We start from the raw sequence: 24,880 nt of genomic DNA on the forward strand, positions 1-24,880 counted from the left end.
GGTAAGTGGCGATAAATAAAGCACTTTATGTAATTAAGCTACATTTAGTGCCGGTTATGGTGGGAATAGGTGCGCTGAATCGTGCCAATTTGTGTAACTATACAACAAAAAATTCTTTTGCCCTGCGAAAAAATGATGTAGAGTTACAGATGTAGGGTACAGAGGTAAGATGTTCTATCTTTCAGACCTTTTACTTCACGTAATCGGATTTGGCTATATATTAGCCGCCCCAGTCACTTGTTGACTGGGGCGTTTTTTATTGGGATTTTGCCAGCGAAATGGGCACTTTTCGTCGTCTGAGCGGGGCGTATTCAGGGGAGATAACAGCCCTTACGGGCTGCGGTAGGTGGTTAATTACTCACCTTGATCATCATGCTCGTCATCAATCATCACTTCTGGTGGGATCTCACTGAACCAGGTATCCAGTTTTTCCCGCAATTTATCGACGCCAATCTTTTTCAATGATGAGAAAGCTTCAACCTGAATATCGCCCATAAAGGGAATAATCGCTTCCCGCACCATATTCAATTGGGCCTTGCGAGCGCCTGATGCCAACTTATCTGCTTTGGTCAGTAATAATAGTACCGGCGTGCCGACGGCCACTGCCCAGGTAATCATCTGCTGATCCAAATCTTTCAGCGGATGGCGAATATCCATCAACACAACCAATCCTTTCAGGCAGTTACGCTTTTGCAAATATTCGCCCAGTGCGCGCTGCCACTTGAGTTTCATCTCTTCTGGAACTTCGGCATAACCATAGCCCGGCAAGTCAACCAAGCGCACGCCATCGACTACTTCAAACAAGTTAATCAGCTGGGTACGGCCTGGGGTTTTACTGGTTCTAGCCAGACTTTTCTGGTTGGTTAACGTATTGAGTGCGCTCGATTTACCGGCATTTGAGCGGCCAGCAAATGCCACCTCAATACCTTCATCACGTGGCAGATGGCGGATATCCGGAGCACTGATGACGAAATGAGTCATGTGGTAGTTATAGTTTCTGATAGTCAAAATTTGTCGTCTCCGTGAGAGATAGCTTACATGGAGCGATTATAACTGCATCACGACGAAAAAAGGGGGTTTATCTTCCACTGCTCTTTTCTGCACTTTCCCCGTGAAATTGCTATTTTTGTGAGTTGGCGGTCATTGTCGAGAAAATTAATAGCCTATCATTGAGCAACTGTTAAGAAAAACTTCATTAAAGTCAGCTAATATCATTAACGGCTAATTTGTTTTTATAATTGTTTTTTTGAATAAAAACAAATAACTGTTTGTATTACCCATAGCGCGGGATGTGCTGGCAGGGAGCGAAATCACTTAGGATGAGTGGCCTATGCTTAAGGAACGTAATGGATATGCGATGAGCCAGGGATGATAATGTAGCTCAGGTAAAAGGATGTTTAGGGACACAGGCCGGAGTGCCGGGTGAGTCACCTTCAGGGCTGAAGGGACAGTAGGGATGGCGTATTGCAGGATGGAGAAACCGGGACGTTATGTAAGTGCAGGGAGTGCGCTGTAAGGATATCCTTCCGCAGAAGGTGCGAAAAAAGGCGACAGGTTAATCTGCCGCCTTTTTTCTTTGTCCGCTTTCTGCTAGATTCCGGCCCAATCCTATACCCAATAAATTTTAAGATGACGGGTATATACTAATCCGATCCCATACTCATTTAAGAGCACAGGTTATGAAGCAGCCAACTAAAGCACCACGCGCAGCCCCGAAAGGCACCGTAACACCAAAGCGCATTAAAAAGACCCGTGTAGAGCTGGATATCGAAGCTCGCGAACGTAAACGTCAGAAAAAACATAGCGGCAACCGCTCCGGCGCGAGAAGTAATGTTGAGGGCAGCAATAAGAAGGGCCAGACCCCAGTGCAGGAGAAAGATCCGCGCTTTGGCAGTAAAGTGCCTGTGCCGCTGGTGGTTGAGAGCAAAGCTAAAGCCAAGCCAACCACTAAACCGGTGGTTAAAGCTGAAGCTAAGCCACGTCTGACACCGGAAGAGGAGCTTTCCAAGCTGGAAAATGATGAGCGTCTGGATGCATTGCTGGATAGGCTCGATAACGACGAAGTATTGAGCAAAGAAGATCAGGCTTACGTTGATCTGACATTAGACCGCATTGATGCCCTGATGGAGCAGTTGGGTATTGAATTGGGCGACGATGAAGATGACGAAGAGAAAGAAGAGAAGCCGGAAGATATTCTGAAATTGCTGAAAGGCGGTAATCCCAAAGACGTATTTTAAGTTATGCAGTGGGTCATCCCAATAATAGCCCTACTACTGACGTGTTATCTATTGTGGTTATTGGGTAAACTATGGCGGCTGTCGCAACGGCGATCACGGTTGCGCAGCGCTACTGCGGCCAGACAACGAAAACATCTGCCCTCTAACCGGCCCGGTAGGCGCAAATATCGGAAGGAGTGAACATGTCTGAGCACGCGATATCTGAAAGCACCATAGTTTGGGATCTGTCCCTGATTCAAAAATATAATTATTCAGGGCCGCGCTACACCTCGTACCCCACCGCCCTTGAGTTCAGTGAAGGTTATAACGAAGCTGCTTTTCAGCGGGCGGTGCAGCGCTACCCGCAGCGGCCTTTATCACTGTATGTGCATATTCCGTTTTGCCATAAGCTCTGTTACTTCTGCGGCTGCAATAAGCTGGTGACGCGCCAGCAACATAAAGCTGATGAATATCTGGCGGTCTTGGAAAAAGAGATCCGCCAGCGTGCGGCGCTGTTCGCTGGGCGTCAGGTTAGCCAGATGCACTGGGGCGGCGGTACGCCCACCTACCTGAATAAAACGCAAATTACCCACCTGATGAATCTGCTGCGTGAAAACTTTGATTTCCTGCCCGATGCGGAGCAGTCGATTGAAGTAGACCCACGGGAAATTGAACTGGATGTGCTTGATCACCTACGTGCGGAGGGCTTTAACCGCCTGAGCATGGGGGTGCAGGATTTCAATAAAGAGGTTCAACGGCTGGTTAATCGTGAGCAAGATGAAGATTTTATCTTCGCCTTGATTGCGCGCGCGAAAGCCCTCGGTTTTAACTCCACCAATATCGATCTGATTTATGGTCTGCCCAAGCAGACGCCGGAAAGCTTTGCTTTTACCCTCAAACGGGTAGCTGAGCTAAATCCTGACCGTTTGAGCGTCTTTAATTACGCCCACTTGCCGAGCCTGTTTGCCGCGCAGCGCAAAATCAAAGATGCGGATTTGCCCAGTGCCGAGCAACGGCTGGATATTTTGCAGCACACCATCAGTTTCCTAACCGAATCCGGTTATCAGTTTATTGGCATGGATCACTTCGCCCGCCCTGATGATGAGTTAGCGGTTGCGCAGCGGGAAGGGACACTACACCGTAATTTCCAGGGCTATACCACCCAAGGCGAGAGTGATCTACTGGGTTTAGGGGTTTCGGCGATCAGCATGTTGGGTGACAGCTATGCGCAGAACGAAAAAGATCTGAAAACCTACTATGCCTGCGTGGAACAGCGGGGCAATGCGCTGTGGCGTGGTCTGACAATGACCGACGATGATTGCCTGCGCCGTGATGTGATTAAAACGCTGATTTGTCATTTCCAAATCAATTATCAGCCGATTGAGCAACAGTACGGGATTCATTTTGCGGATTATTTTGCCGAGGATTTTGAACTGCTGGCCCCCTTTGAGCAAGATGGGCTGGTGGAGCGGGATGAAAAGGGCATTCGTGTGACGCCGCGTGGGCGCTTACTCATTCGTAATATCTGTATGTGCTTCGATATCTATTTACGTAAACAGGCGCGCAGACAGCAGTTCTCCCGCGTGATCTGATGATGTCACCCTCAGCGATGAGGGTGACTTTCAGGTCAGCACTATGTTGCCCCGCTACTCCATTCCCAACTCTTTCAGCTTGCGCGTTAAGGTATTGCGACCCCAGCCCAGCAAGCGTGCTGCTTCCTGTTTGTGGCCTTGGGTGTGGCGCAAGGCAGTGGTTAACAGTGTCCGCTCCATCTCTGGCTGCGCTTCAGACAACAGATCCTGATGGCCGGAACGCAATGCCCGATCCGCCCATTGCGCCAGCAGTGTTGACCAGTTATCCGGTGTCCGCTGACCTGTCGCATCCGGCGTGCTGGTTTCAAACAGCTCAGAAGGGAGATCCTGCACCAGCACCTCCTGCCCTGCCGCCATCACGGTGAGCCAGCGACAGGTGTTCTCCAGTTGGCGCACGTTACCCTGCCAAGGCAGGCGAGTGAGCGCCACTTCTGTATCAGGATGCAGGTTCTTGGCTTCGACCCCCAACTCTTTGGCGGCCACTTGCAAGAAGTAGCGAGCCAGACGCGGAATATCTTCACGGCGTTCACGCAGTGGCGGTAAATGCACTCGAATCACGTTCAGACGATGAAATAGATCCTCGCGGAACTTCCCCTCCTGAACGCGCAGCTCCAGGTTCTGGTGGGTTGCGGCAATAATGCGCACATCCACTTTGACCGGTGCATAGCCGCCGACCCGATAGAACTGACCATCAGCCAGCACGCGCAGCAGGCGAGTTTGTACATCCAGCGGCATATCACCAATTTCATCTAAAAACAGTGTGCCGCCATCGGCTTGCTCAAAGCGGCCCTGGCGCACCTGATTGGCACCGGTAAACGCGCCTTTCTCATGGCCAAACAGCTCCGACTCAATCAAATCTTTCGGGATAGCCGCCATATTTAGCGCAATAAAGGGCGCTTTAGCGCGCGGGCTATGGCGGTGCAGTGCATGGGCCACCAACTCTTTACCAGTACCCGACTCACCATTGATCAGCACACTGATCGAGGAGCGAGATAAGCGGCCAATGATGCGGAAAACATCCTGCATCGCTGGGGCTTCGCCAATAATATCTGCGGTTGGACCGCTGGCCGGCTGACTGCGTGGCGGTTGTTGCTGCTCCTGATAATGGCTGATCGCGCGCTCAACCAGCGCGACAGCTTCATCGATATCAAAGGGCTTGGGCAGATAATCAAATGCCCCTTGCTGATAAGCACTGACCGCTGCATCTAAATCAGAGTGTGCCGTCATTATGATGACCGGGAGCATCGGATGGCGCTGCTTAATCTGTTTCAGCAGTGCTAATCCATCCATGCCGGGCATACGAATATCTGATAACAACACATCTGGGGTTTGCGTCGCCAATGCATCCAACACCTGATTACCGCTATCGAATGTTGCGCAGTTTAGACCTGCCCCAGTCAGTGCGCGTTCAAGCACCCAGCGGATGGAGCTATCGTCATCGACGATCCAGACTATCCCTCGTTGCATAGAAACCTCACTGGCGAATAGGCAGGTAAACCGAGAATTCGGTGTGTCCCGGCCAACTGTTAAATTCAATTTTACCCGAATGCTGATCGATAAGATTGCGGGCAATAGATAAGCCAAGGCCAGTACCACCTTCGCGGCCACTTACCATCGGATAGAACACCGTATCTTGTAATTGCGTGGGGATACCGGGGCCGTCATCTTCAATATCAATTCGCGCTGCTAACCGGTAGCGCATACCATGGAGAGTGACCTGAAATGCGGTTCGGGTACGCAACGTAATAGTGCCGCCGGCTTCACCTAGCGCTTGTAATGCATTGCGGGTGATATTGAGCAGCACTTGTTCAATTTGGTCGGGATCATGGGCCAGCTCGGGTAAACTCGGATCATAGTCGCGAATTAACGTCACGTTATCCGGCTTTTCCAGCGAGACTAACTGACAGACCCGTTCAGCAACCTGATGGATACTTTGCGTCACATGTTGGCCAGGTCGTTGTGGGCCTAATAAGCGGTCAACCAAATTTCGCAAGCGGTCAGCCTGTTCGATGATCACTTTGGTGTACTCCAGCAAGGCCGGATCAGGCAGTGCTTTTGACAATAATTGCGCCGCCCCCCGTAAACCGCCCAACGGATTTTTAATTTCGTGAGCCAGCCCTCGCACCAGATCACGGGCGGCAACTTGTTGAGCATGCTGCAATTGTTCTTGGCTTAACCGGCGCTGATTATCCATTGGTGCCATTTCCAGCAGGATAAAACCCTCCGGCAGCGCTTGTGCTGTCAGTGACAAAATATGCGCGCGACCATCAACCACTAACGTCACTTCGTTATCGGTAAAACCCTGCCCGGCCGTCAGACTTTCCCGCATCAAGGTGATATTCAGGGAAAAATAGCCTAATAATTCGGGTAGTGGTGTACCAAAAAGTTTACGGGAGCTTTGCGCCAGCAGTTGTTGCGCCGCGGGATTGGCATAATGAATCGCCAGAGAGTCATCTAATAGCAGAATGCTATTAATGAGAGAATTGAGGATCTGCCCAGCATCGGGCAGCGTGCCTGTTGCCATTACGCAGACTCCTGCACATTGGGGGTGCATCAATACCTTTTTTATCAAGATTCGCGACCTACCTGCGGACTCAATTACTTCGGGTATAATTTATTAGCTAATTAAGCGGCGGAGAAAAAAGCCCATCCGAAGATGGGCCAAAAGTTTCCACGGCAACAACCCGTCATCTTTCAAGTTGTAGGTGTGTTGGCTGCTCTCGCTCACCCGAATCACTTACTGGTGTAAGCTCATCGGGGTTCTCTTGTTTGCCGCCTTCCTACACCTTGAAATCTATTGGGTAAACTAAAACTAAACGCTGTAATACAGTTCAAACTCAACTGGGTGCGGAGTCATACGGACGCGGTCCATCTCCTCTTTACGCAGCTCGATATAAGCATCAATAGCATCGTCAGTGAACACGCCACCACGGGTCAGGAACTCGCGGTCTTCGCTCAGTGCAATCATGGCTTCGTCCAGTGAACCTGCTACTTTTGGAATCTCTGCTTCTTCTTCCGGTGGCAAGTCATACAGGTTTTTGTCCATCGCATCACCTGGGTGAATTTTGTTGATGATGCCATCAAGGCCAGCCATCAGCAGTGCGGCGAAGCACAGGTACGGGTTAGCCGCTGGATCAGGGAAGCGGGCTTCAATACGACGCGCTTTCGGGCTAGCAACCACTGGGATACGGATAGAAGCTGAACGGTTACGGGCAGAGTATGCCAGCATGACCGGTGCTTCGTAGCCTGGGACCAAACGCTTGTAGGAGTTGGTAGTCGGGTTAGCTAAGGCGTTGATAGCTTTAGCATGTTTGATGATGCCGCCGATGTAGAACAGCGCCATTTCAGACAGGCCAGCGTATTTATCGCCAGCGAACAGGTTAGTCCCGTTCTTGGACAAAGACATATGGCAGTGCATACCTGAACCGTTATCGCCAAACATAGGTTTTGGCATAAAGGTCGCGGTTTTACCAAATGCGTGTGCCACGTTGTGCACCACGTATTTGTAGATCTGAATTTCGTCAGCTTTCTTGGTCATGGTATTGAAGCGGGTAGCCACTTCGTTCTGACCTGCTGTTGCCACTTCATGGTGATGCGCTTCAACTACCAGACCCATCTCTTCCATGGTCAAACACATGGTAGAGCGCAGATCCTGTGAAGAGTCGACAGGAGGCACTGGGAAGTAGCCGCCTTTCACTGCTGGACGGTGGCCTTTGTTGCCGCCTTCGTATTTAGTGCTGGAGTTCCATGCGCCTTCGATATCATCGATAGATACGTGGGAACCACGGATGCTGCTACCAAAACGAACGTCGTCGAACAGGAAGAATTCTGGTTCAGGCCCGAACAGCACGGTATCGGCGATACCAGAAGATTTCAGGAAATCTTCTGCACGCTTAGAGATAGAGCGTGGGTCGCGGTCATAACCTTGCATGGTGCCTGGCTCAAGGATGTCACAACGGATAATCAGTGTGGAGTCTTCGAAGAACGGGTCCATAACAGCGGTGCTGGCGTCTGGCATCAGTACCATGTCGGATTCGTTAATGCCTTTCCAGCCACCAATCGAGGAGCCATCAAACATTTTGCCTTCTTCGAAAAAGTCAGCGTTGACCTGGTGAGCTGGAATAGTGATGTGCTGTTCTTTACCTTTGGTATCGGTGAAGCGCAAATCAACAAATTTCACTTCGTGCTCATTCAGCATCGTCAAAACATGTTCAGCGGACATACTTATATCTCCTGGATTTGTCATAGTCGTCGTCGTGGAACGATTACCGTGTATTACTGAGGTTTATAGTGCTTCGGTGTCACTCAAAACAGCAAACTTGTCACTATTTATTTCGTACAGTTATTAGAGCTGGCGATTCATGCTAAAATACATTGCGAAATCTATGCCAACTTTCCAAACCCCCCGTTTATGCCATATCATAGGGGTCTGCTGATATTCAGTATGCACCAGGATAGCTATATTGCACTATTCTGGTGCTTCATTTGCGCCGTTGAGCACTATATTGGTGCAAAAGTGGGTCGAGAGGCTATTTTTGCACCGTGAAAGGGATCACAAACTAACCGCCGTCAGGTTGTTTATAAGAGAAGTTTGTGATCTTGTTTAGTCCCTCGCTTATTACGTGTACAATAGCGCGCTATTTCTAAATGCCTGAGGCAAAAAAGCTGTGATCGAGAATCTGCGTAACATCGCCATTATTGCGCACGTTGACCATGGGAAAACTACCCTGGTCGATAAGTTGCTACAACAATCTGGTACTTTCGGTGAACGTACTGAAGCAACTGAACGTGTAATGGACTCCAACGATTTGGAGAAAGAGCGTGGGATAACCATCCTCGCGAAAAATACCGCCATTAACTGGAAAGACTACCGCATCAACATCGTGGATACCCCAGGACACGCCGATTTCGGTGGTGAGGTTGAGCGTGTAATGTCTATGGTTGACTCTGTGCTGCTGGTCGTCGACGCAATGGATGGCCCGATGCCGCAGACCCGTTTCGTGACCAAAAAAGCCTTTGCTCATGGTCTGAAACCTATCGTGGTAATCAACAAAGTTGACCGTCCTGGCGCGCGTCCTGACTGGGTTGTGGATCAGGTGTTTGACCTGTTCGTTAACCTGGATGCAACCGACGAACAACTGGACTTCCCTATCATCTATGCATCTGCATTGATGGGTATTGCGGGCGAAGACCACAATGATATGGCGCCGGACATGACCCCGCTGTATCAAGCAATCGTTGACCATGTGCCTGCGCCAGACGTAGACAGCACCGGTCCATTGCAGATGCAAATCTCCCAGTTGGACTACAACAACTACGTTGGTGTTATCGGCATCGGTCGTATCAAACGTGGTGTGGTTAAACCTAACCAGCAAGTCACTGTTATCGATAGCGAAGGTAAAACTCGCAACGGTAAAGTCGGTAAAGTACTGGGCCATATGGGTCTGGAACGTATCGAAACCACACTGGCTGAAGCGGGCGACATCGTTGCTATCACGGGTCTGGGCGAGTTGAACATCTCTGACACTATCTGTGACGTGAATGCTGTTGAAGCATTGCCGCCGCTGTCTGTTGATGAACCGACCGTCACCATGTATTTCTGCGTTAACACCTCTCCGTTCTGTGGTAAAGAGGGCAAGTACGTGACTTCACGTCAGATCCTAGACCGCCTGAACAAAGAGTTGATCCATAACGTTGCTCTGCGTGTTGAAGAAACTGAAGATGCTGACGCATTCCGCGTATCAGGCCGTGGTGAACTTCACCTGTCGGTTCTGATCGAAAACATGCGCCGCGAAGGTTTCGAGCTGGCTGTATCTCGTCCTAAAGTTATCAACCGTATTATCGACGGTCGCCATCAAGAACCATTTGAAAGCGTTACTTTGGATATCGAAGAGCAGCACCAGGGCGCAGTGATGCAAGCCATGGGTGAGCGTAAAGGCGATGTTAAGGACATGATCCCAGACGGCAAAGGTCGTATTCGTCTGGATTACATGATCCCAAGCCGTGGCCTGATTGGCTTCCGTACAGAATTCATGACCATGACTTCGGGTACTGGTCTGCTTTACTCCACATTCAGTCACTATGATGATGTGCGTCCGGGCGAAATCGGCCAACGTCAAAATGGCGTGCTGATCTCTAACGGTCAGGGTAAAGCTGTAGCGTTCGCATTGTACAAACTGCAAGACCGCGGCAAGCTGTTCATCGGTCACGGTACAGAAGTGTATGAAGGCCAGATCATCGGTATTCACTCACGTTCTAACGACCTGACTGTAAACTGCCTGACCGGTAAGCAATTGACCAACATGCGTGCATCCGGTACTGACGAAGCAACCACTCTGGTTCCTTTCCTGAAGAAAACGCTGGAACAGGCTCTGGAATTCATCGATGACGATGAATTGGTTGAAGTTACCCCGCAATCAATCCGTATCCGTAAGCGTCATTTGACGGAAAACGATCGTAAGCGTGCAGGTCGTGGTCCTAAAGAAGGTTAATTCTTCTTTGTTCTGCTGATACTTAGGGCGCGAAAAGCGCCCTGAGTTCTTTATCCCCTTCGACCTTGAAGCTGCTACTGTGTTAGCTTCGTTCACTTGCTGCCTTGCCGTAACTCCAGTGTGTTTGGGGATACTTCCTGCTGCTTACAAAAGTAATATTTTTCCTGATTCACCCCTGTCTTTTTCCTCCTCTCTCTGTTCAGTTTTACCTTTTCCCGTTACAGTGAAACTCACCATCTAATTGGGAGAGCGCTATGCTGTATATCTTTGATCTAGGGAATGTGATTGTTGATATCGACTTTAAACGCGTGTTGGGTGTCTGGAGCAAATTAAGCAGTATTCCGCTAGCGACATTGAGCGAGCGCTTTACGATGGGCGAGGTATTCCAGCAGCATGAACGTGGGGAAATCAGCGATGAGGAGTTTGCCCGCCAGCTTAGTGATGAAATGGGCGTCTCTCTTAGCTTCGAACAGTTCGCCGAAGGATGGCAGGCGGTATTTGTCGCGTTGCGCCCTGAAGTGATCGCGATTATGCATAAATTGCGCGAGGAGGGGCATCGAGTGGTGGTGCTATCCAATACGAACCGCCTGCACTGTAATCACTGGCCACAACACTACCCTGAAGTGGCCGCCGCTGCCGATCATATGTATCTCTCTCAAGATCTGGGGATGCGCAAGCCGGAAGCCCGAATCTATCAACATGTGCTAAACGCGGAAAGTACCCCGGCGGAACAGGCTATCTTCTTCGATGATGTCGAGGCGAATATTGTCGCGGCTAGAATCGAAGGAATTACTGCCATTCATGTCACCGACCGAACGGTTATTCCTGCTTATTTTTCCTGATAAGTTCTTGCTCCAACCATTAATGGGTTAGCCTTAGTGGTCACGCTGGCCCCAAACTGGGCCAGATCGTGTTGACTGAGAGACGAACATGGCAAAATTTCTGCGTTTTCGCGTAGCTCCTCCCTTAAAACCCTGTGTCACTTTTGGGCGAATGCTTTACAGCCGAATCGATAAAGACGGGTTAACGATGCTAGCTGGCCATTTGGCCTATGTATCATTACTTTCGCTGGTGCCACTTATCACGGTGGTTTTTGCCCTGTTCGCGGCGTTTCCGATGTTTGCCGATATCAGCATCAAATTGAAAGCCTTCATCTTTTCCAATTTTATGCCCGCTACCGGCGACATCATCCAAAACTACCTTGAGCAGTTTGTCGCGAACTCCAATCGCATGACGGTGGTCGGCACCTGTGGTTTGATTGTGACCGCGCTGCTGCTGATTTACTCGGTAGACAGTGTGCTTAACCAGATCTGGCGCAGCAAAACCCCGCGTTCACTGGTGTTTTCATTTGCGGTCTACTGGATGGTACTGACTCTGGGGCCGATTCTGGTGGGGGCCAGCATGGTGATAAGCTCCTACCTGCTGTCACTGCAATGGCTGGCAAATGCTCAGGTCGACAGCATGATCGATGAGATATTGCGGGTGTTTCCGCTATTGATCTCCTGGGTCTCATTTTGGTTATTGTACAGTGTGGTGCCCACCGTGCGGGTGCCGGCCCGAGACGCGCTGATCGGCGCATTGGTCGCGGCACTGCTATTTGAGCTAGGTAAGAAAGGATTCACAATGTATATCACGCTGTTCCCCTCTTATCAGTTGATGTATGGGGTGCTGGCCGTCATCCCAATCCTATTCCTCTGGGTCTACTGGAGCTGGTGCATCGTGCTACTGGGGGCGGAAATTACCGTCACCTTGGGTGAGTATCGAGCACTGCGCCATAAGCCGAATGGGGAAGAGAGCCAGAGCCAGGAGATGTGAAGCATTATGATTGCGTTGATTCAACGGGCGCTTAGCGCCAATGTGGTGGTAGACGGAAAGATTGTCGGGGAGATAGGCCCCGGATTGCTGATTTTACTCGGCGTCGAACAAGAGGATACCGAGCAAAAAGCGCAGCGCTTATGTGATCGGGTGCTGGGGTATCGAATTTTTGGCGACGAAAACGACAAAATGAATCTCAATGTTCAGCAAGCGGGCGGCAGCGTGCTGGTGGTATCGCAATTTACACTGGTTGCCGACACCCAAAAGGGCATGAGGCCCAGCTTTTCCCGTGGTGCAGCGCCCGCAGAAGCTGAACGCTTATATCACTATTTTGTTGCTCAGTGCCGTGAGCGTGGTGTAAAAACTGAAACGGGATTATTTGCAGCAGATATGAAAGTCAGTCTGGTAAACGATGGCCCAGTGACTTTCTGGTTACAAGTCTAGGGGCAGGATATTGCTTGGGCTTACGACATGGATTGAGGGTTATGTCATAGATTTTATTGATAATTATAAAGAGAGAATGTGCCTATGTACCACTTGCGTGTGCCCATAACAGAACAAGAACTCAAAGATTATTATCAATTCCGTTGGGAGATGTTACGCAAGCCACTGCACCAACCGGTGGGTTCAGAAAAAGACGCCTACGATGCTATGGCACATCACCAGATGGTGGTGGATGAGCAGGGCAAGCCCGTCGCCATTGGTCGGCTGTATATCAATGCTGATAATGAGGCCGCTATTCGCTTTCTGGCCGTTGCCCCCTCAGTCCGTGATAAGGGGCTAGGAACACTGGTGGCGATGACCTTAGAGTCGGTGGCGCGTCAGGAGGGGGTGAAGCGGGTCGTCTGTAGCGCCCGTGAAGATGCGGTCGATTTCTTTGCCAAACTGGGCTTTGTCAGCCAGGGGGAGATAACCGCGCCGCAAACGACACCAGTACGCCACTTTTTGATGATAAAACCCGTCGCCACCATGGATGACATTTTACATCGCCCCGATTGGTGTGGTCAGTTGCAGCAAGCTTGGTACGACCATATCCCGCTCAGTGAAAAAATGGGGGTGCGCATCAGCCAATATACCGGTCAGCGTTTTGTCACCACGATGCCGGAGGCGGGCAACCAAAACCCGCACCACACCTTATTCGCGGGTAGTCTGTTCTCGCTGGCGACCCTGACGGGCTGGGGGCTGATTTGGTTATTGTTGCGCGAACGTCATTTAGGCGGCACCATTATTCTCGTCGATGCACACATTCGCTACAGTGCGCCGGTGACCGGCAGGCCAAGAGCGGTTGCTGAACTAAGTTCATTAAGTGGCGATCTGGATCGTCTGGCCCGAGGCCGCCGCGCCAGAGTGCAGTTAGACGTCAAATTATTTGGCGATGAAGATGTAGGTTCTGTCTTTTCAGGCACTTATATGGTGCTACCTGTTGCCGCCGGAGATGACGCCGTCCGCTAAACATCACCCTTAAGCCGCCCGTCCAATTGATAGCAGATTAACGGGCATCTTTTTACCTCACCACCTTATTCGCCCCGCTTTCCTGTGACCGCCCGCACTATTTCACCGAATTGTTTGCCGAGACATGTGCAATATTAAATATATAACTTACAGTTATATATTGATGGATCTGATTTTTTCGCCATAACAGGCAGGGGGAACACCGCCTATTTGATGTGCAGAGCACACGCCAATGCATTAAATTTTGTTGATATTATTGAATAAAAACCACTGAAGCACTCATCTTTCCCCATACTCTAATCACAGCAATCACCTCCAGATGGTTCGATCTTATTTCTCCATCCTTGGTGTCAAGGAGGGAGTCATGCCAGTATTTGAGGGTAATTCATCAATTAATGTTATTGGTTCGTCCCCGGCATTTAATCAGCTTTTACGTTTGGTTGAGCGGGTTGCGCCATCGCAACAAAGTTTACTGATTTGCGGCCCCACCGGGTGCGGCAAAGAGGTGATTGCCCAATTGGTTCATCAGCGCAGTAAGAATCCCTTGGCCCCCTTTATTGATCTTAACTGTGGCGCGATCCCTGAGCATTTGGTTGAGGCGGAGCTATTTGGCCATGTCAAAGGCGCATTTACCGGGGCATCCGGTGATCGGCGCGGTCATTTGGAAATGGTCGGCAGTGGCACCCTATTTTTAGATGAAATCGGTGAAATGCCCTTATCGGTGCAACCTAAGCTGCTGCGGGCATTAGAAACCCGCACATTTCGTCCGATTGGCAGCAGTGATGTGCGCCATTTTAAGGGGCGAGTGGTGGCGGCGACCCACCGGAACCTGCTGACTCAAGTCAAAAGCGGCGTTTTCAGGGAGGATCTCTACTACCGCTTAGGGGTCATCACACTGGATATTCCCGCCCTTAGTCAGCGCAGGGAGGATATCCCCGCCTTAATTGAACATTTCGCCTCACTGCAAACTCACCGATTAGTCTTCAACGCCCACGCGATGTCCCACCTACAGCAGTACCCCTGGCCGGGCAATGTGCGGGAGTTGCGCAATTTAGTCGACAGATTAGCGGCACTATCGGATACCCACTTAATTACTCGCGAGGTGCTGGACACCTTTATGCCAACCGCGCAGCTTGAGGTGAAAGTGTCATCGGATCTGCTGGCTGACGCCATGTTGGCACTACCGGGGGGCGATAAGTTGGTGGTGGTGGAACAGCTGTTGATTGAGCGAGCACTCCAGCGGACGACGGGCAATAAAACGGCAGCAGCCCAATTGCTGGGTATCAGCCGCAAATCGGTGGAGCGGCGCATTCAGGGCCGGATGGATAAGCGGCCCATAGCGCTACAGCATTTGCAGGAGGGAATGCGGCTGATGCAGTGCTCGGCCTACCACGAAGCTATTGCTGATCTGCAAAAAGGATTACAACTGCTGGTGGGGATCACTTTAGATGAGGAGGTCCGGCAGCTTCACTACAACCTCTATCGCCAACTCAGTCTCAGCTATCAAATATTGCATGGTTGGTTAAGTCATGATGCCCTGAAATATCATAATGATGCGATCACTCTGGGTAAGAAAACCGGCGATGAGTCGGAGCTGGCCGAACTATGTTTCTGGCGCTGGTCAGCACAGTTAATGCTCCTTGATTTACCGCAGGTTCGCACCCTGGCTCAGGAGTTACTGCAACGCGGGCAGACAGAAAAAACCGCGCAGATATGGCGTGAAGCCCATATCGCACTGGCCAGCACCCTGTTTTGGCTGGGGGATAATCAGGAAGTTTTAACCTGCTTATTACGCAGCAAATTGCTGAGTATGCCTTGCGAATATAGTGATCAACAGGGTTTGGATTTAGTCGGCATGGCGCTGACCTTGGAGGGGCTGGCGCTCTTGCAACTGGGCAAATTCAAGCGGGCCAGAGAGATCGCCAAAAAATTGGAATTACGCGCCGCTGATGAAAACATTATTGCTTTTCATCGTGTTATCTCACTACGAGGGGCGGCATGGCTGGCCTGCCTATTCGAGGAGAGTGACAGTTTGGGGCGATTGACCCACGGGTTAGAAACAGTGACGCAGCAATATGGTTTTGCGTTTTATCAGGGGCTGGGGAAGTTGCTGAAAGGCTGTCATCTACTGATGCAGCATGATTATGCGCAGGCGGAGCAGCATATGCTTGATGGCGATGAAACCGACCTATTTTGTCAGGGCGGCAAGCTATTTCACTCTTTTCAAGCATGGAAACGTGGCGAATTATTACTGCTATCTGGGCGACCACAACAGTGCGATGCCCTAATTTCATCGGCGCTGGAACTCGCCTTCAAGCACCAAGAGCGGGCCTATATCAGCGAATTAATGATTGTTAAAGCCCGCGCCAGAGGAGCACTGCATGACCTTATTGGTGCGGAACAAGGTTTTCGTTGTGCCATTGCGACCGCACAAACATTGGGGGTTATTCCTGCCCAACTGGTTGCGACTCACGAACTGGCCAACTTATTAGCCCAAACGCGGCGAAAACCAGAAGCTATTACCCTGCTGTCCAACATGCTGAAAAGCATCGATCCTCATGAGGCTCCCCCTTTTGTTAGCCGAGCGACTCAACTGCTAGCTGAGTGGCTTCAACCGGAATGAGCCGGCATCAGCGCCGATGGTCATTTTCGGCCAATGCTCTTTTTTCTCTGGACGGAATCGTCCATGTTTGTGAGTTTTTAGCGCACAAAAATTAAATTAATAGTTATAAATCAACTGGTTAATTGGTTGGCACGCAGGTTGCAATTTCTACTGTGGGTAGAGTATCAGATGTACTACCTAATGATGTTTCTCTCTTATCTATTAAGGAACACAATATGAGTACTCTCTATACAATTAACGTAATCAATAACAGCCCAACAGCGCAGGACTTCTTCTTCTTCCAAAAACCGGCGATTTATACCGGTGGCGCTAAAGTCTACTCCAACAGTATCTACCAGGAAGTGTTGCAGCCCTATGCGAACTCCGGTTCCGTGCTGACCTTTGAGTGCTTAATGCAGTTCTATGCTGGCGCACAAACTCAGTTACCGAATTTGAGTGTCGGGCAAGACTCGGGATTCATCACCTCCAGTCAGGCGGTCGATTTAACCTCGGCAACCGCAGGAGTGCAAACGGCCAACACCACATTACTTTCCGTTGATCCCTCCCTAGGTCTATCACCTGCTAGCTATACCGAGGGTGTCCAGCCCGGCGCCTATCGCATTATCACACCCGCGTTCAATCCGATTACGGAAGTATTGAATGCGGGGTTAGCGGTGCAAAGCGCGAGTGGTGGCACGGTTTTATCGAGCTTTATCAATGCGGAACCGAGTAAAAACATCGATTGCCAGCCGGTGCTGAGCTTCTATGTCCAAACCGGGACTTACCAGCCGGGGACGGTGATTAATTTCTCCACCTCGTCAGTCGGTTCTGCAATATGCGATACCACTCAAGGGGTTACCGCGTTTAACGTGACCTACAACCCGCAAGGCACCTGGACGGTAACGTCGGCTTGATAAAAGCAGATCTGCACGGCAGCTTGATCAACTCGCCGTGCCTCTTACGACAACTCATTTCTATTATCCCGTTTTTATGAGGAGGCACTATGCCTAATCTGACAACCAGCATTCCACTCAATCTATTGCTAGGCCAACTTGCTGATCCTGTGGGCCAATTGACTCAACCACCTTTTAGTAACGAGTGTGGTGCCTATGCCCTAACGGCCACATTGGCTGCCTTTGCGGACTGGCCGGAAAGTACCATTATCACCTATCTGGAAAACACGAATGTGATTTACCAAGTTGATGATTTTGTTACGGCTAAGACCAAAATCTATGGCCTGACGGGCATACTAAACCCTGATGGTGGGGCAAATGTTGCTAATGAGGGATATAACTCTCCGGCAGCCATGGCCGCCGTGGCCATGGATTTCACCCGCACGGCATCGGTGAGTATCACTACTGCGGGCTTATTTGCCTTAGGTATGCTGTACCCTCATGAACAGGTCGCTTGTGAGGCAGTTGTTGGTCAGCAAAATGTACATACGGATGCTGATTATACCGATCCCAACGTCGGACAAGTTCAGTTAATTTGTGTGGCCTCTGGCCCGCAAGCGCTTCATATGCTTGCCCGTGGTTCCGACGGGCTTTATTACGACCCCGCCACTGGCATTCGTAATAACGACTGGGGCAATCCAACGTTAGCGGAATTTCAGCAACAAAGTGGTTATGAGTTTGCCGGTTTATGGTTAACCATCAGTGAGTGAGTAAGCATGGTAAAATAGTGAACCGATAAACAGCGCCCGCATGGTTGCTTATCGGTTCACCCGCAACTTATGTTTTTCCCTATCCCATCATTACGCCATAAGTTTCAATTCGCCTTTCTTAAAAGTCGCTATAATTAACATTCCAGTCATAGGATTGCTAAAAAATATATATCATTAAAAAGCGATATTTTATTATCTGATATTCCTGCTTAGTAGTTTTTAGTGTAACTAGAGTATGAATTGCACTGGACGAAAACCGATAATAGATATTTAATGATTTCGAATCTGCTGTTAATTATCATGTGATGACAGAACAGGGTGTTATTATTTATCTGCTTAGTATTTTACATCTAGAATTAATTAAAAACCATCATTTGATAATTTAATAACAGATTAAACAAAAGTAATTAATTAAATTCCATTAGCACTATTTGGAGTGAATTAAAATGAACAAAGACTGGCATAAACAAGACATTTTAGCTGCAATCAGAAAAGAGAAAGGTTCACTTGCCGAGTTATCAAGAGAACATGGGCTATCCCCCTGCACACTCTCTAATGCGCTCATGCGTCCTTGGCCAAAAGGTGAAATGATTATTGCCAATGCCATTGGTATATCACCTCAAGAGATATGGCCCAGCCGATTTATCGATTATAGAGGACATAAAATTATCAGAAGGATAAGAAAAAACTAAACGTTAGAGGAGTATCTCATGAGGGAAATATTAGAGCAGTCTCTTAATATGTTAATCCGATTTTGGGAGAATAGTAGTGACCCTTGGCGTGTAAAAAAGAATCAACCCAGGTTTATTTATGCAAATCCCAGATCCAACAAAGCCATTAACTTACCTGCTAAATATAATGTAGAAGGTCTGTTAGATGATGAAATACCCTCATTGGTATAAATACAGTTAATCATAAAGGGAGAAATATAATGGAAAAAGAATTATTCGACTCACTTGAAATGTTAATAAGATTTTGGGATCAAAGTGCAGAGCCATGGAGTGTAAAAGATAATTGCTCAAGATATGTTTATGCAAATCCTAGGTTTAATCAGTTCTTATACCTACCTGATGAATATTGTGTCGAAGGGCGACTTGATAGTGAACTCCCGACACCAATAGCAGAGTTTTCCGCTGAATTTGAACGGCAAGATCGGCAGGCAGAAAAATTACAGGATCGGATTACATCAATTGAAATCCACTTACTTGATGGTTGCTCTTGTTACACGGCATATTTCTGTGATAAATATCCACTAATTGACGAAAATGATATATCCCAAGGGGTGATCTGCCATATCAGACCTGTGAATAACATTATACTTACTCGGCTAAATAAAATAAAAATGCCCACATCATTGGTATTAACCTCCCCGCTAGAGATATTTTCAAAAAGAGAGTGGGAAGTGCTATTTTACCTTTTACATAACTTATCAAGCATAGAGATTGCTAGAAAACTCAGCTTATCACCAAGTGAAGTGTGTGATGTTAGTGAAAGCATTTATAAAAAAGCAGGTGTTGCCAATAATAGACAGGTTATTGAGTATTGTTATGAAAATAAAATAAATAATTTTGTTCCTAGAAGTTTCTTCGAATACTCAGGACCTTTTCCTTTAAAATAATGAGTGGCTTAATTTAAGGAGGTAAATTAAATGGAGAAGAAGGTATCTCAATTCACTGAATCATTAATCCGTTTTTGGGAGCATAGTGATGATCCTTGGGCAATAAAGGATAATCAATCCAGATATATCTATGCCAATCCTAGAGTCAATAAACTATGGCATTTATCGGATGATTATTGTGTGGAGGGGCGGTTAGATGGGGAAATTCCAACACCATCAGCAGAGTTTCAGGATGAATTTCAAAAGCAAGATCGTCGGGTCGAGTTATTACAGGAGCGAGCTACATCAGTTGATATACAGTTATATGATGGACACTCTTATTTTACACCCTATTTCTGTGATAGATACCCATTAATTGATGAGAGCGGCATATCCATAGGGGTTATTTTTCATTGTCGACCCGCGACCGATATAATGTTAACTCGCTTAACTAAAATAAAAGTCCCCACGTCACTCACATTTACTCCACCATCTGACTTATTTACCAAAAGAGAGTGGGAAGTATTGTTCTATATTTTACATGCTTATACCAGCCCCGAGATCGCGAAAAAGCTGTTTTTATCACCCAGAACTATCTGCAATATCACCCAAAGTATCTATAAGAAAGTCGGTGTCACCAGTAAGCGGCAGATCATTGAGTATTGCTATGAGAATAAAATTAATAATTATGTCCCACAGAGTTTCTTTGAATCTTCAGGTTCTTTCCCATTAATGTAAGGAAATTTATCATGTTATGAAAAGGGGGGGCATAATGGATAAATCGCTAACTGACTCACTTGAGATGTTAATTCGATTTTGGGAACACAGTTCTGAACCTTGGGGGGTAAAGGATAATCAATCCAGATTCATTTATTCAAATGCCAGACATCATAAATTATTAAATTTACCTGATAAATATTGTCTTGAAGGTCGGTTAGATGGCGAGCTCCCTTCACCAACTGCAGATTTCCAATTTGAATTCCAGGCACATGACCGTCAAGTAGAATTACTAAACGACCGTATTACAACTGTTGAAATACATGCATGGGATGGGCTTTCTTATTTAATGCCTAATTTTTGTGACAAATATCCATTAATTGATAAAGATGGTATAGCTCAGGGTACTATCTTTCATGTAAGACCGGTGCAAGATGTAGTATTAAGCCATCTAAGTAAAATTAAGGCACCCACATCACTGACATTTACCCCGCCCTCAGATTTATTTACCAAGAGAGAGTGGGAGGTGTTATTCTATATTTTACATGCTTACACCAGCCATGAGATTGCTAAAAAACTATTTTTATCACCCAGCACCATCTGCAATATCACTCAAAGTATCTATAATAAAGCAGGGGTTACCAGTAAGCGGCAGATCATTGAGTATTGCTATGAGAATAAAATTAGTAATTATGTTCCGCAGAGCTTCTTTGAGTACTCAGGATCTTTCCCATTAATGTAAGGATGAATTCAGCTTAGGAGGATAAAAATGGATGGGAAAAAGTTATCTCAATCACTGGAGATGTTAATTCAATTTTGGGAACATAGCTCAGAACCTTGGGCAATAAAGGATAATCAGTCCAGGTTTATTTATGCCAATCCCAGATTCAATAAAGTAATAAATTTGCCCGCTAAATACAATGTCGAAGGGCGGTTAGATGGTGAAATGCCCTCATCTGTATCAGCATTTCAGGATGAATTTCAGCATCAAGATCGTCAGGTAGAGTTATTACAAGACCGTATAACATCAGTTGAGATACATTGTCATGATGGGCTTCCCTATTTTAAGCCCTATTTCTGTGACAAATATCCATTAATTGATGAGAATGGGATATCTCAAGGCACTTTTTTTCATGGCCGACCTATGGTCGACATATATTTAACCTTTTTAGCTAAAATTAAGGCACCTACATCACTTATATTTACTCCACCATCAGATTTATTTACCAAGAGAGAGTGGGAGGTGTTGTTCTATATTTTACATGCTTACACCAGCCCGGAGATTGCTAAAAAGCTATTTTTATCACCCAGGACAGTCTGTAATATCACCCAAAGCATCTATAAGAAAGTCGGAGTTACCAGTAAGCGGCAGATCATTGAGTATTGCTATGAGAATAAAATTAATAATTATGTTCCGCAGAGCTTCTTTGAGCACTCAGGATCTTTCTCACTAATGTAAGGAAAATTATCATGTTATGAAGAGGGGGACGTAATGGACAAATCGCTAACTGACTCACTTGAGATGTTAATTCGATTTTGGGAACACAGTTCTGAACCTTGGGGGGTAAAGGATAATCAATCTAGATTCATTTATACAAATCCTAGGTTGCATAGATTATATAATTTGCCTACTGGTTTTACTATGGAAGGTCGATTAGATGGCGAGCTTCCTTCACCCGTTTCAGAGTTTCAGGATGAGTGGCAGGCACATGATCGGCAGGTGGAATTATTGCAGGATCGCATTACAACAGTTGAGATACACTTATTCGATGGGCGCTCCTATTTTCAACCTTATTTCTGCGATAAGTATCCATTAATTGATAAAAATGGCGTGTCACAAGGGGTTATTTTTCATGGGAAACAAGTAACTGACACCATGTTAACCTGTCTAACTAAAATAAAAATTCCCACATCATTAGTATTCACCCCACCTTCTGATTTATTTACCAAAAGAGAGTGGGAGGTGCTGTTCTATATTTTACATGCTTACACCAGCCCGGAGATTGCTAAAAAGCTATTTTTATCACCCAGGACAGTCTGTAATATCACCCAAAGCATCTATAAGAAAGTCGGAGTTACCAGTAAGCGGCAGATCATTGAGTATTGCTATGAGAATAAAATTAATAATTATGTTCCGCAGAGCTTCTTCGAGTCTTCAGGTTCTTTTCCATTAATGTAAGGATTAATTCAGCTTAGGAGGATAAAATGAATGGGAAAAAATTATCTCAATCACTGGAAATGTTAATTCGCTTTTGGGAGCACAGTGATGATCCTTGGGCAATAAAGGATCATCAATCCAGATATATCTATGCTAACGCAAGAACCAATAAACTGTGGGGTTTGTCGGATAATTATTGTGTAGAAGGACGGTTAGATGGCGAAATTCCAACACCAGCGGCAGAGTTTCAGGATGAATTCCAGAAACAAGACCGTAGGGTCGAGTTATTACAGGAGCGTGGTACATCAGTTGATATACAACTATTTGATGGACACTCTTATTGTACGCCTTATTTCTGCGATAAATACCCATTAATTGATGAGGATGGTGTATCACAGGGGGTTATTCTCCATGCGAAACCAGTAACTGATACCATGCTAACCCGCCTAACTAAAGTAAAAATCCCCACATCACTTACATTTACTCCACCATCGGAACTATTTACCAAAAGAGAGTGGGAAGTGCTGTTCTATCTTTTACATGCTTATACCAGCCCCGAGATTGCTAAAAAGCTATTTTTATCACCCAGGACTATCTGCAATATTACCCAAGGAATCTATAAGAAAGTTGGAGTTACTAGCAAGCGGCAGATCATTGAGTATTGCTATGAGAATAAAATCAATAATTATGTACCACAGAGCTTTTTTGATTCCTCTGGCTCTTTCTCATTAATATAGTGGTCAGCTCAGCAGTTGCCGATTACGTCCGCACTTTGACGTAATCGGCGAGTTTACGCGAACGGAGTCGGTACTCTGTCGCCGCTCCCAAGCCCTCTTATTGACCCGCTGCGCTATGCACCTCGCCATGCTGCATGACTTGATTAACTTGCTGCCCGTGGCTGTCAGTGGCCTGTAGGGAGCCAGTAACAGTTGGTTTTAGCGCGCTATCAGCCGCCAAACTACCTTTTATCTGCAACTTTAAGTTACCCAGCCCCTGTAGTGGTAATGCTGGCCAGCCCCAGTTTTGCAGAATATCCAACTCAACAGAACGGCCAGTTAGCCCCAGCGAAAAAGTTCTGGCAGGTGTTTGATCAATGCTGGCGGTGGCCTCCAGTAATCCCTCTTTGGTGAAAGCGCTTAAATCACTAAAGGTGATCTGTTGTTCATTGGCACTGAGCGCCAGTGATGGCCGGCGAACATCGTTTTTATTGAAGGTCGCGTTACCAGCATTCAACATCAGTGACCCCGACCACAGACCCCATTGATGGTTTTTAGCCAGCAGCAAATCTGTACCCGCGCTATCCAGCGACGTAATTTGGAATGGGAAGTCAGGGCTGATATCAATCAATAAGTTACGGCTGCCGCTTAGCTTGCCAACGTAGACCTCAGACAACCAGTTTGGCAGCGTTTGTTGCCATTGCTGCTTCCAATCGGCAGGGAGGGTATAGACCAGCGCCACCAGTGTTAGCTCATTTAGCTGCAAGCGGCGGGTATCACGCACCCACTGCCCCTGTGTTCTTAGCAGCCCATCCTGCCAGCGGGTGGAGAACTGATTAATTGCCACGCCAGTAGGAGATAAAGCAAATGTGGCGATTGGGTCAATCAGATGAATATTACCTTTAATTATATCCCCCGCATTGAAGGAGAGTTCACCATCATCACTTTGCCAATCGCCCTGCTTAAAGGTGATATTTTTTAGCGTCAGATCTAAATCATTAAATGCCCAGTTATTCCCTTCGACCCGCGCATCAATTAAGTCAAAGCGTTTGAGTGTAATTGGCGGCAGTTTTAGGAAGGTATGCCAAATATCATCAATGGCCACGGGGGTTTGCAGGCGAATATTACTCAGGCGCAGGCGATCAACCATCCAACTGCCATCGGCGGATTGGCTGGCACTACCGGTTAATTCCCCCTGCGCGATATCGGCCCCGAAAGTGTTCAGTGTCAGTGCGTTTTTCTGTATCAAGCCCTGCACATAGAGTTTTTGTGCCGCGATACCATTGACCGCTAAAGAACCGGCACTGAACTGAAATTGGGCATTTTCGCCCAAACTATTGCCCGCCAAGGGCCGCCACGGCACTAATCCACCCGTGACTTGCTGGCCAGTCACTCTCCATTGGCCCGCTGAGTTTTTTGGTTCAATAGTGGTATTCAGCGCCATATTGGTTAATTGCAAGGTATCCGCCTGCAAAGGTAATGGCGATGTGCTGTTGTTGAGGGTCAAACTGCCATTTTGCAAATTCAGACTGAGAAGATGGCGAGGCTCCGTCAGTTGTCGCCAGCTCAGGCCAATGATTCCCTGCTGGGTAATAAGGAAGGGCGGCTGGTTGGCGCGTCCTAGCGTGACATCCTTAACACTGATTTGCCCAGGAGTGGACCATGAGTGATCTATTTTCCCCAGAGAGAGGCGATATTCGCTGTTATTACTGACCCAACGGCTTAGCCATCCGGCGGCCCAACTGGTTTGGAGCAACACGTAGCAGAGCACGACGGATAGCACCAAGAGCAGTAATAACGTTAGCAGCACTTTCCCGAGAAATTTCATCTGGTCAATTCACGCCTGTCGGTATACGGAACC

The 24,880-nt window shown here is 47.6% G+C and carries 22 protein-coding genes and 1 pseudogene; 18 read left to right on the forward strand and 5 right to left on the reverse strand.

The features are described 5' to 3' along the window. Window positions 1-169: 169 nt before the first annotated feature. Window positions 170-214 (forward strand): annotated as a pseudogene (gene spfP / locus HRK25_RS20480) (small protein SpfP); the annotation flags it as partial. 140 nt (window positions 215-354) lie between these two features. Here spfP and yihA read toward each other — a convergent pair. Next, on the reverse strand, window positions 355-1,008 hold the full coding sequence (gene yihA / locus HRK25_RS06305) for a ribosome biogenesis GTP-binding protein YihA/YsxC (protein WP_032898610.1): 654 nt from the start codon (window positions 1,006-1,008) through the stop codon (window positions 355-357). A 671-nt stretch (window positions 1,009-1,679) separates the two neighbouring features. Between yihA and yihI the strand changes: the two genes are divergently transcribed. Together yihI and hemN are read left to right on the forward strand one after the other, a co-directional pair. Next, complete coding sequence (gene yihI / locus HRK25_RS06310; RefSeq protein WP_005277740.1) at window positions 1,680-2,237, forward strand: Der GTPase-activating protein YihI; 558 nt, start codon at window positions 1,680-1,682, stop codon at window positions 2,235-2,237. 182 nt (window positions 2,238-2,419) lie between these two features. Next, window positions 2,420-3,808 carry an oxygen-independent coproporphyrinogen III oxidase gene (gene hemN / locus HRK25_RS06315; protein WP_005277733.1) on the forward strand — a complete coding sequence of 463 codons (1,389 nt, stop codon included), beginning with the start codon at window positions 2,420-2,422 and terminating at the stop codon, window positions 3,806-3,808. A 54-nt stretch (window positions 3,809-3,862) separates the two neighbouring features. Here the strand turns inward: hemN and glnG are convergent, their stop codons facing one another. The 3 genes from glnG to glnA form a co-directional block, all read right to left on the reverse strand. Beyond that, a complete protein-coding gene (gene glnG / locus HRK25_RS06320) occupies window positions 3,863-5,275 on the reverse strand; it encodes a nitrogen regulation protein NR(I) (RefSeq protein WP_005277730.1) in 1,413 nt (470 codons plus the stop codon). Between the two features lie 7 nt (window positions 5,276-5,282). Continuing rightward, entirely contained in the window at window positions 5,283-6,332 is a 1,050-nt protein-coding gene (gene glnL, locus HRK25_RS06325; protein WP_005277728.1) for a nitrogen regulation protein NR(II), read from the reverse strand. 288 nt (window positions 6,333-6,620) lie between these two features. Next, complete coding sequence (gene glnA, locus HRK25_RS06330) at window positions 6,621-8,030, reverse strand: glutamate--ammonia ligase (RefSeq protein WP_005277724.1); 1,410 nt, start codon at window positions 8,028-8,030, stop codon at window positions 6,621-6,623. A 445-nt stretch (window positions 8,031-8,475) separates the two neighbouring features. Between glnA and typA the strand changes: the two genes are divergently transcribed. The 15 genes from typA (at window position 8,476) to HRK25_RS06405 (ending at window position 23,040) form a co-directional block, all read left to right on the forward strand. Continuing rightward, window positions 8,476-10,299, forward strand: coding sequence for a ribosome-dependent GTPase TypA (gene typA, locus HRK25_RS06335; RefSeq protein WP_005277722.1), 1,824 nt, complete (start codon window positions 8,476-8,478; stop codon window positions 10,297-10,299). 254 nt (window positions 10,300-10,553) lie between these two features. Then, on the forward strand, window positions 10,554-11,141 hold the full coding sequence (yihX, locus tag HRK25_RS06340; RefSeq protein WP_005277720.1) for a glucose-1-phosphatase: 588 nt from the start codon (window positions 10,554-10,556) through the stop codon (window positions 11,139-11,141). Window positions 11,142-11,229: 88 nt separating this feature from the next. Then, a complete protein-coding gene (locus HRK25_RS06345) occupies window positions 11,230-12,114 on the forward strand; it encodes a virulence factor BrkB family protein (RefSeq protein ID WP_032898608.1) in 885 nt (294 codons plus the stop codon). 6 nt (window positions 12,115-12,120) lie between these two features. After that, window positions 12,121-12,558: a D-aminoacyl-tRNA deacylase gene (gene dtd / locus HRK25_RS06350; protein ID WP_005277716.1), complete on the forward strand. Its 438-nt coding sequence runs from the start codon at window positions 12,121-12,123 to the stop codon at window positions 12,556-12,558. An 84-nt stretch (window positions 12,559-12,642) separates the two neighbouring features. Next, window positions 12,643-13,566 (forward strand): fatty acid biosynthesis protein FabY, encoded by a 924-nt coding sequence (gene fabY, locus HRK25_RS06355; RefSeq protein ID WP_005277715.1) that lies wholly within the window; start codon window positions 12,643-12,645, stop codon window positions 13,564-13,566. Window positions 13,567-13,930: 364 nt separating this feature from the next. Continuing rightward, window positions 13,931-16,189 carry a sigma-54-dependent transcriptional regulator gene (locus HRK25_RS06360; protein ID WP_005277714.1) on the forward strand — a complete coding sequence of 753 codons (2,259 nt, stop codon included), beginning with the start codon at window positions 13,931-13,933 and terminating at the stop codon, window positions 16,187-16,189. A 215-nt stretch (window positions 16,190-16,404) separates the two neighbouring features. Further along, entirely contained in the window at window positions 16,405-17,082 is a 678-nt protein-coding gene (locus HRK25_RS06365; protein ID WP_005277712.1) for a hypothetical protein, read from the forward strand. 89 nt (window positions 17,083-17,171) lie between these two features. Continuing rightward, complete coding sequence (locus HRK25_RS06370; RefSeq protein WP_005277710.1) at window positions 17,172-17,831, forward strand: T3SS effector IpaJ family cysteine protease; 660 nt, start codon at window positions 17,172-17,174, stop codon at window positions 17,829-17,831. A gap of 446 nt (window positions 17,832-18,277) precedes the next feature. Beyond that, complete coding sequence (locus HRK25_RS06375) at window positions 18,278-18,523, forward strand: helix-turn-helix domain-containing protein (protein WP_005277707.1); 246 nt, start codon at window positions 18,278-18,280, stop codon at window positions 18,521-18,523. 239 nt (window positions 18,524-18,762) lie between these two features. Next, a complete protein-coding gene (locus HRK25_RS06380) occupies window positions 18,763-19,449 on the forward strand; it encodes a helix-turn-helix transcriptional regulator (protein WP_005277706.1) in 687 nt (228 codons plus the stop codon). Window positions 19,450-19,479: 30 nt separating this feature from the next. After that, window positions 19,480-20,166, forward strand: a complete 687-nt coding sequence (locus HRK25_RS06385) for a helix-turn-helix transcriptional regulator (protein ID WP_005277705.1) — start codon at window positions 19,480-19,482, stop codon at window positions 20,164-20,166. A 34-nt stretch (window positions 20,167-20,200) separates the two neighbouring features. Further along, on the forward strand, window positions 20,201-20,887 hold the full coding sequence (locus tag HRK25_RS06390) for a helix-turn-helix transcriptional regulator (RefSeq protein ID WP_032898605.1): 687 nt from the start codon (window positions 20,201-20,203) through the stop codon (window positions 20,885-20,887). Window positions 20,888-20,914: 27 nt separating this feature from the next. After that, window positions 20,915-21,604 (forward strand): helix-turn-helix transcriptional regulator, encoded by a 690-nt coding sequence (locus tag HRK25_RS06395; RefSeq protein WP_049602828.1) that lies wholly within the window; start codon window positions 20,915-20,917, stop codon window positions 21,602-21,604. Window positions 21,605-21,637: 33 nt separating this feature from the next. Further along, complete coding sequence (locus HRK25_RS06400) at window positions 21,638-22,324, forward strand: helix-turn-helix transcriptional regulator (RefSeq protein ID WP_099460574.1); 687 nt, start codon at window positions 21,638-21,640, stop codon at window positions 22,322-22,324. A 26-nt stretch (window positions 22,325-22,350) separates the two neighbouring features. Beyond that, window positions 22,351-23,040 carry a helix-turn-helix transcriptional regulator gene (locus tag HRK25_RS06405; protein WP_005273775.1) on the forward strand — a complete coding sequence of 230 codons (690 nt, stop codon included), beginning with the start codon at window positions 22,351-22,353 and terminating at the stop codon, window positions 23,038-23,040. Between the two features lie 97 nt (window positions 23,041-23,137). Here the strand turns inward: HRK25_RS06405 and HRK25_RS06410 are convergent, their stop codons facing one another. Continuing rightward, a complete protein-coding gene (locus HRK25_RS06410) occupies window positions 23,138-24,847 on the reverse strand; it encodes an AsmA family protein (protein ID WP_005273769.1) in 1,710 nt (569 codons plus the stop codon). Between the last annotated feature and the right edge of the window lie 33 nt (window positions 24,848-24,880).

The sequence above is a fragment of the Yersinia bercovieri ATCC 43970 genome, assembly GCF_013282745.1.
Taxonomy (GTDB): Bacteria; Pseudomonadota; Gammaproteobacteria; order Enterobacterales; family Enterobacteriaceae; genus Yersinia; species Yersinia bercovieri.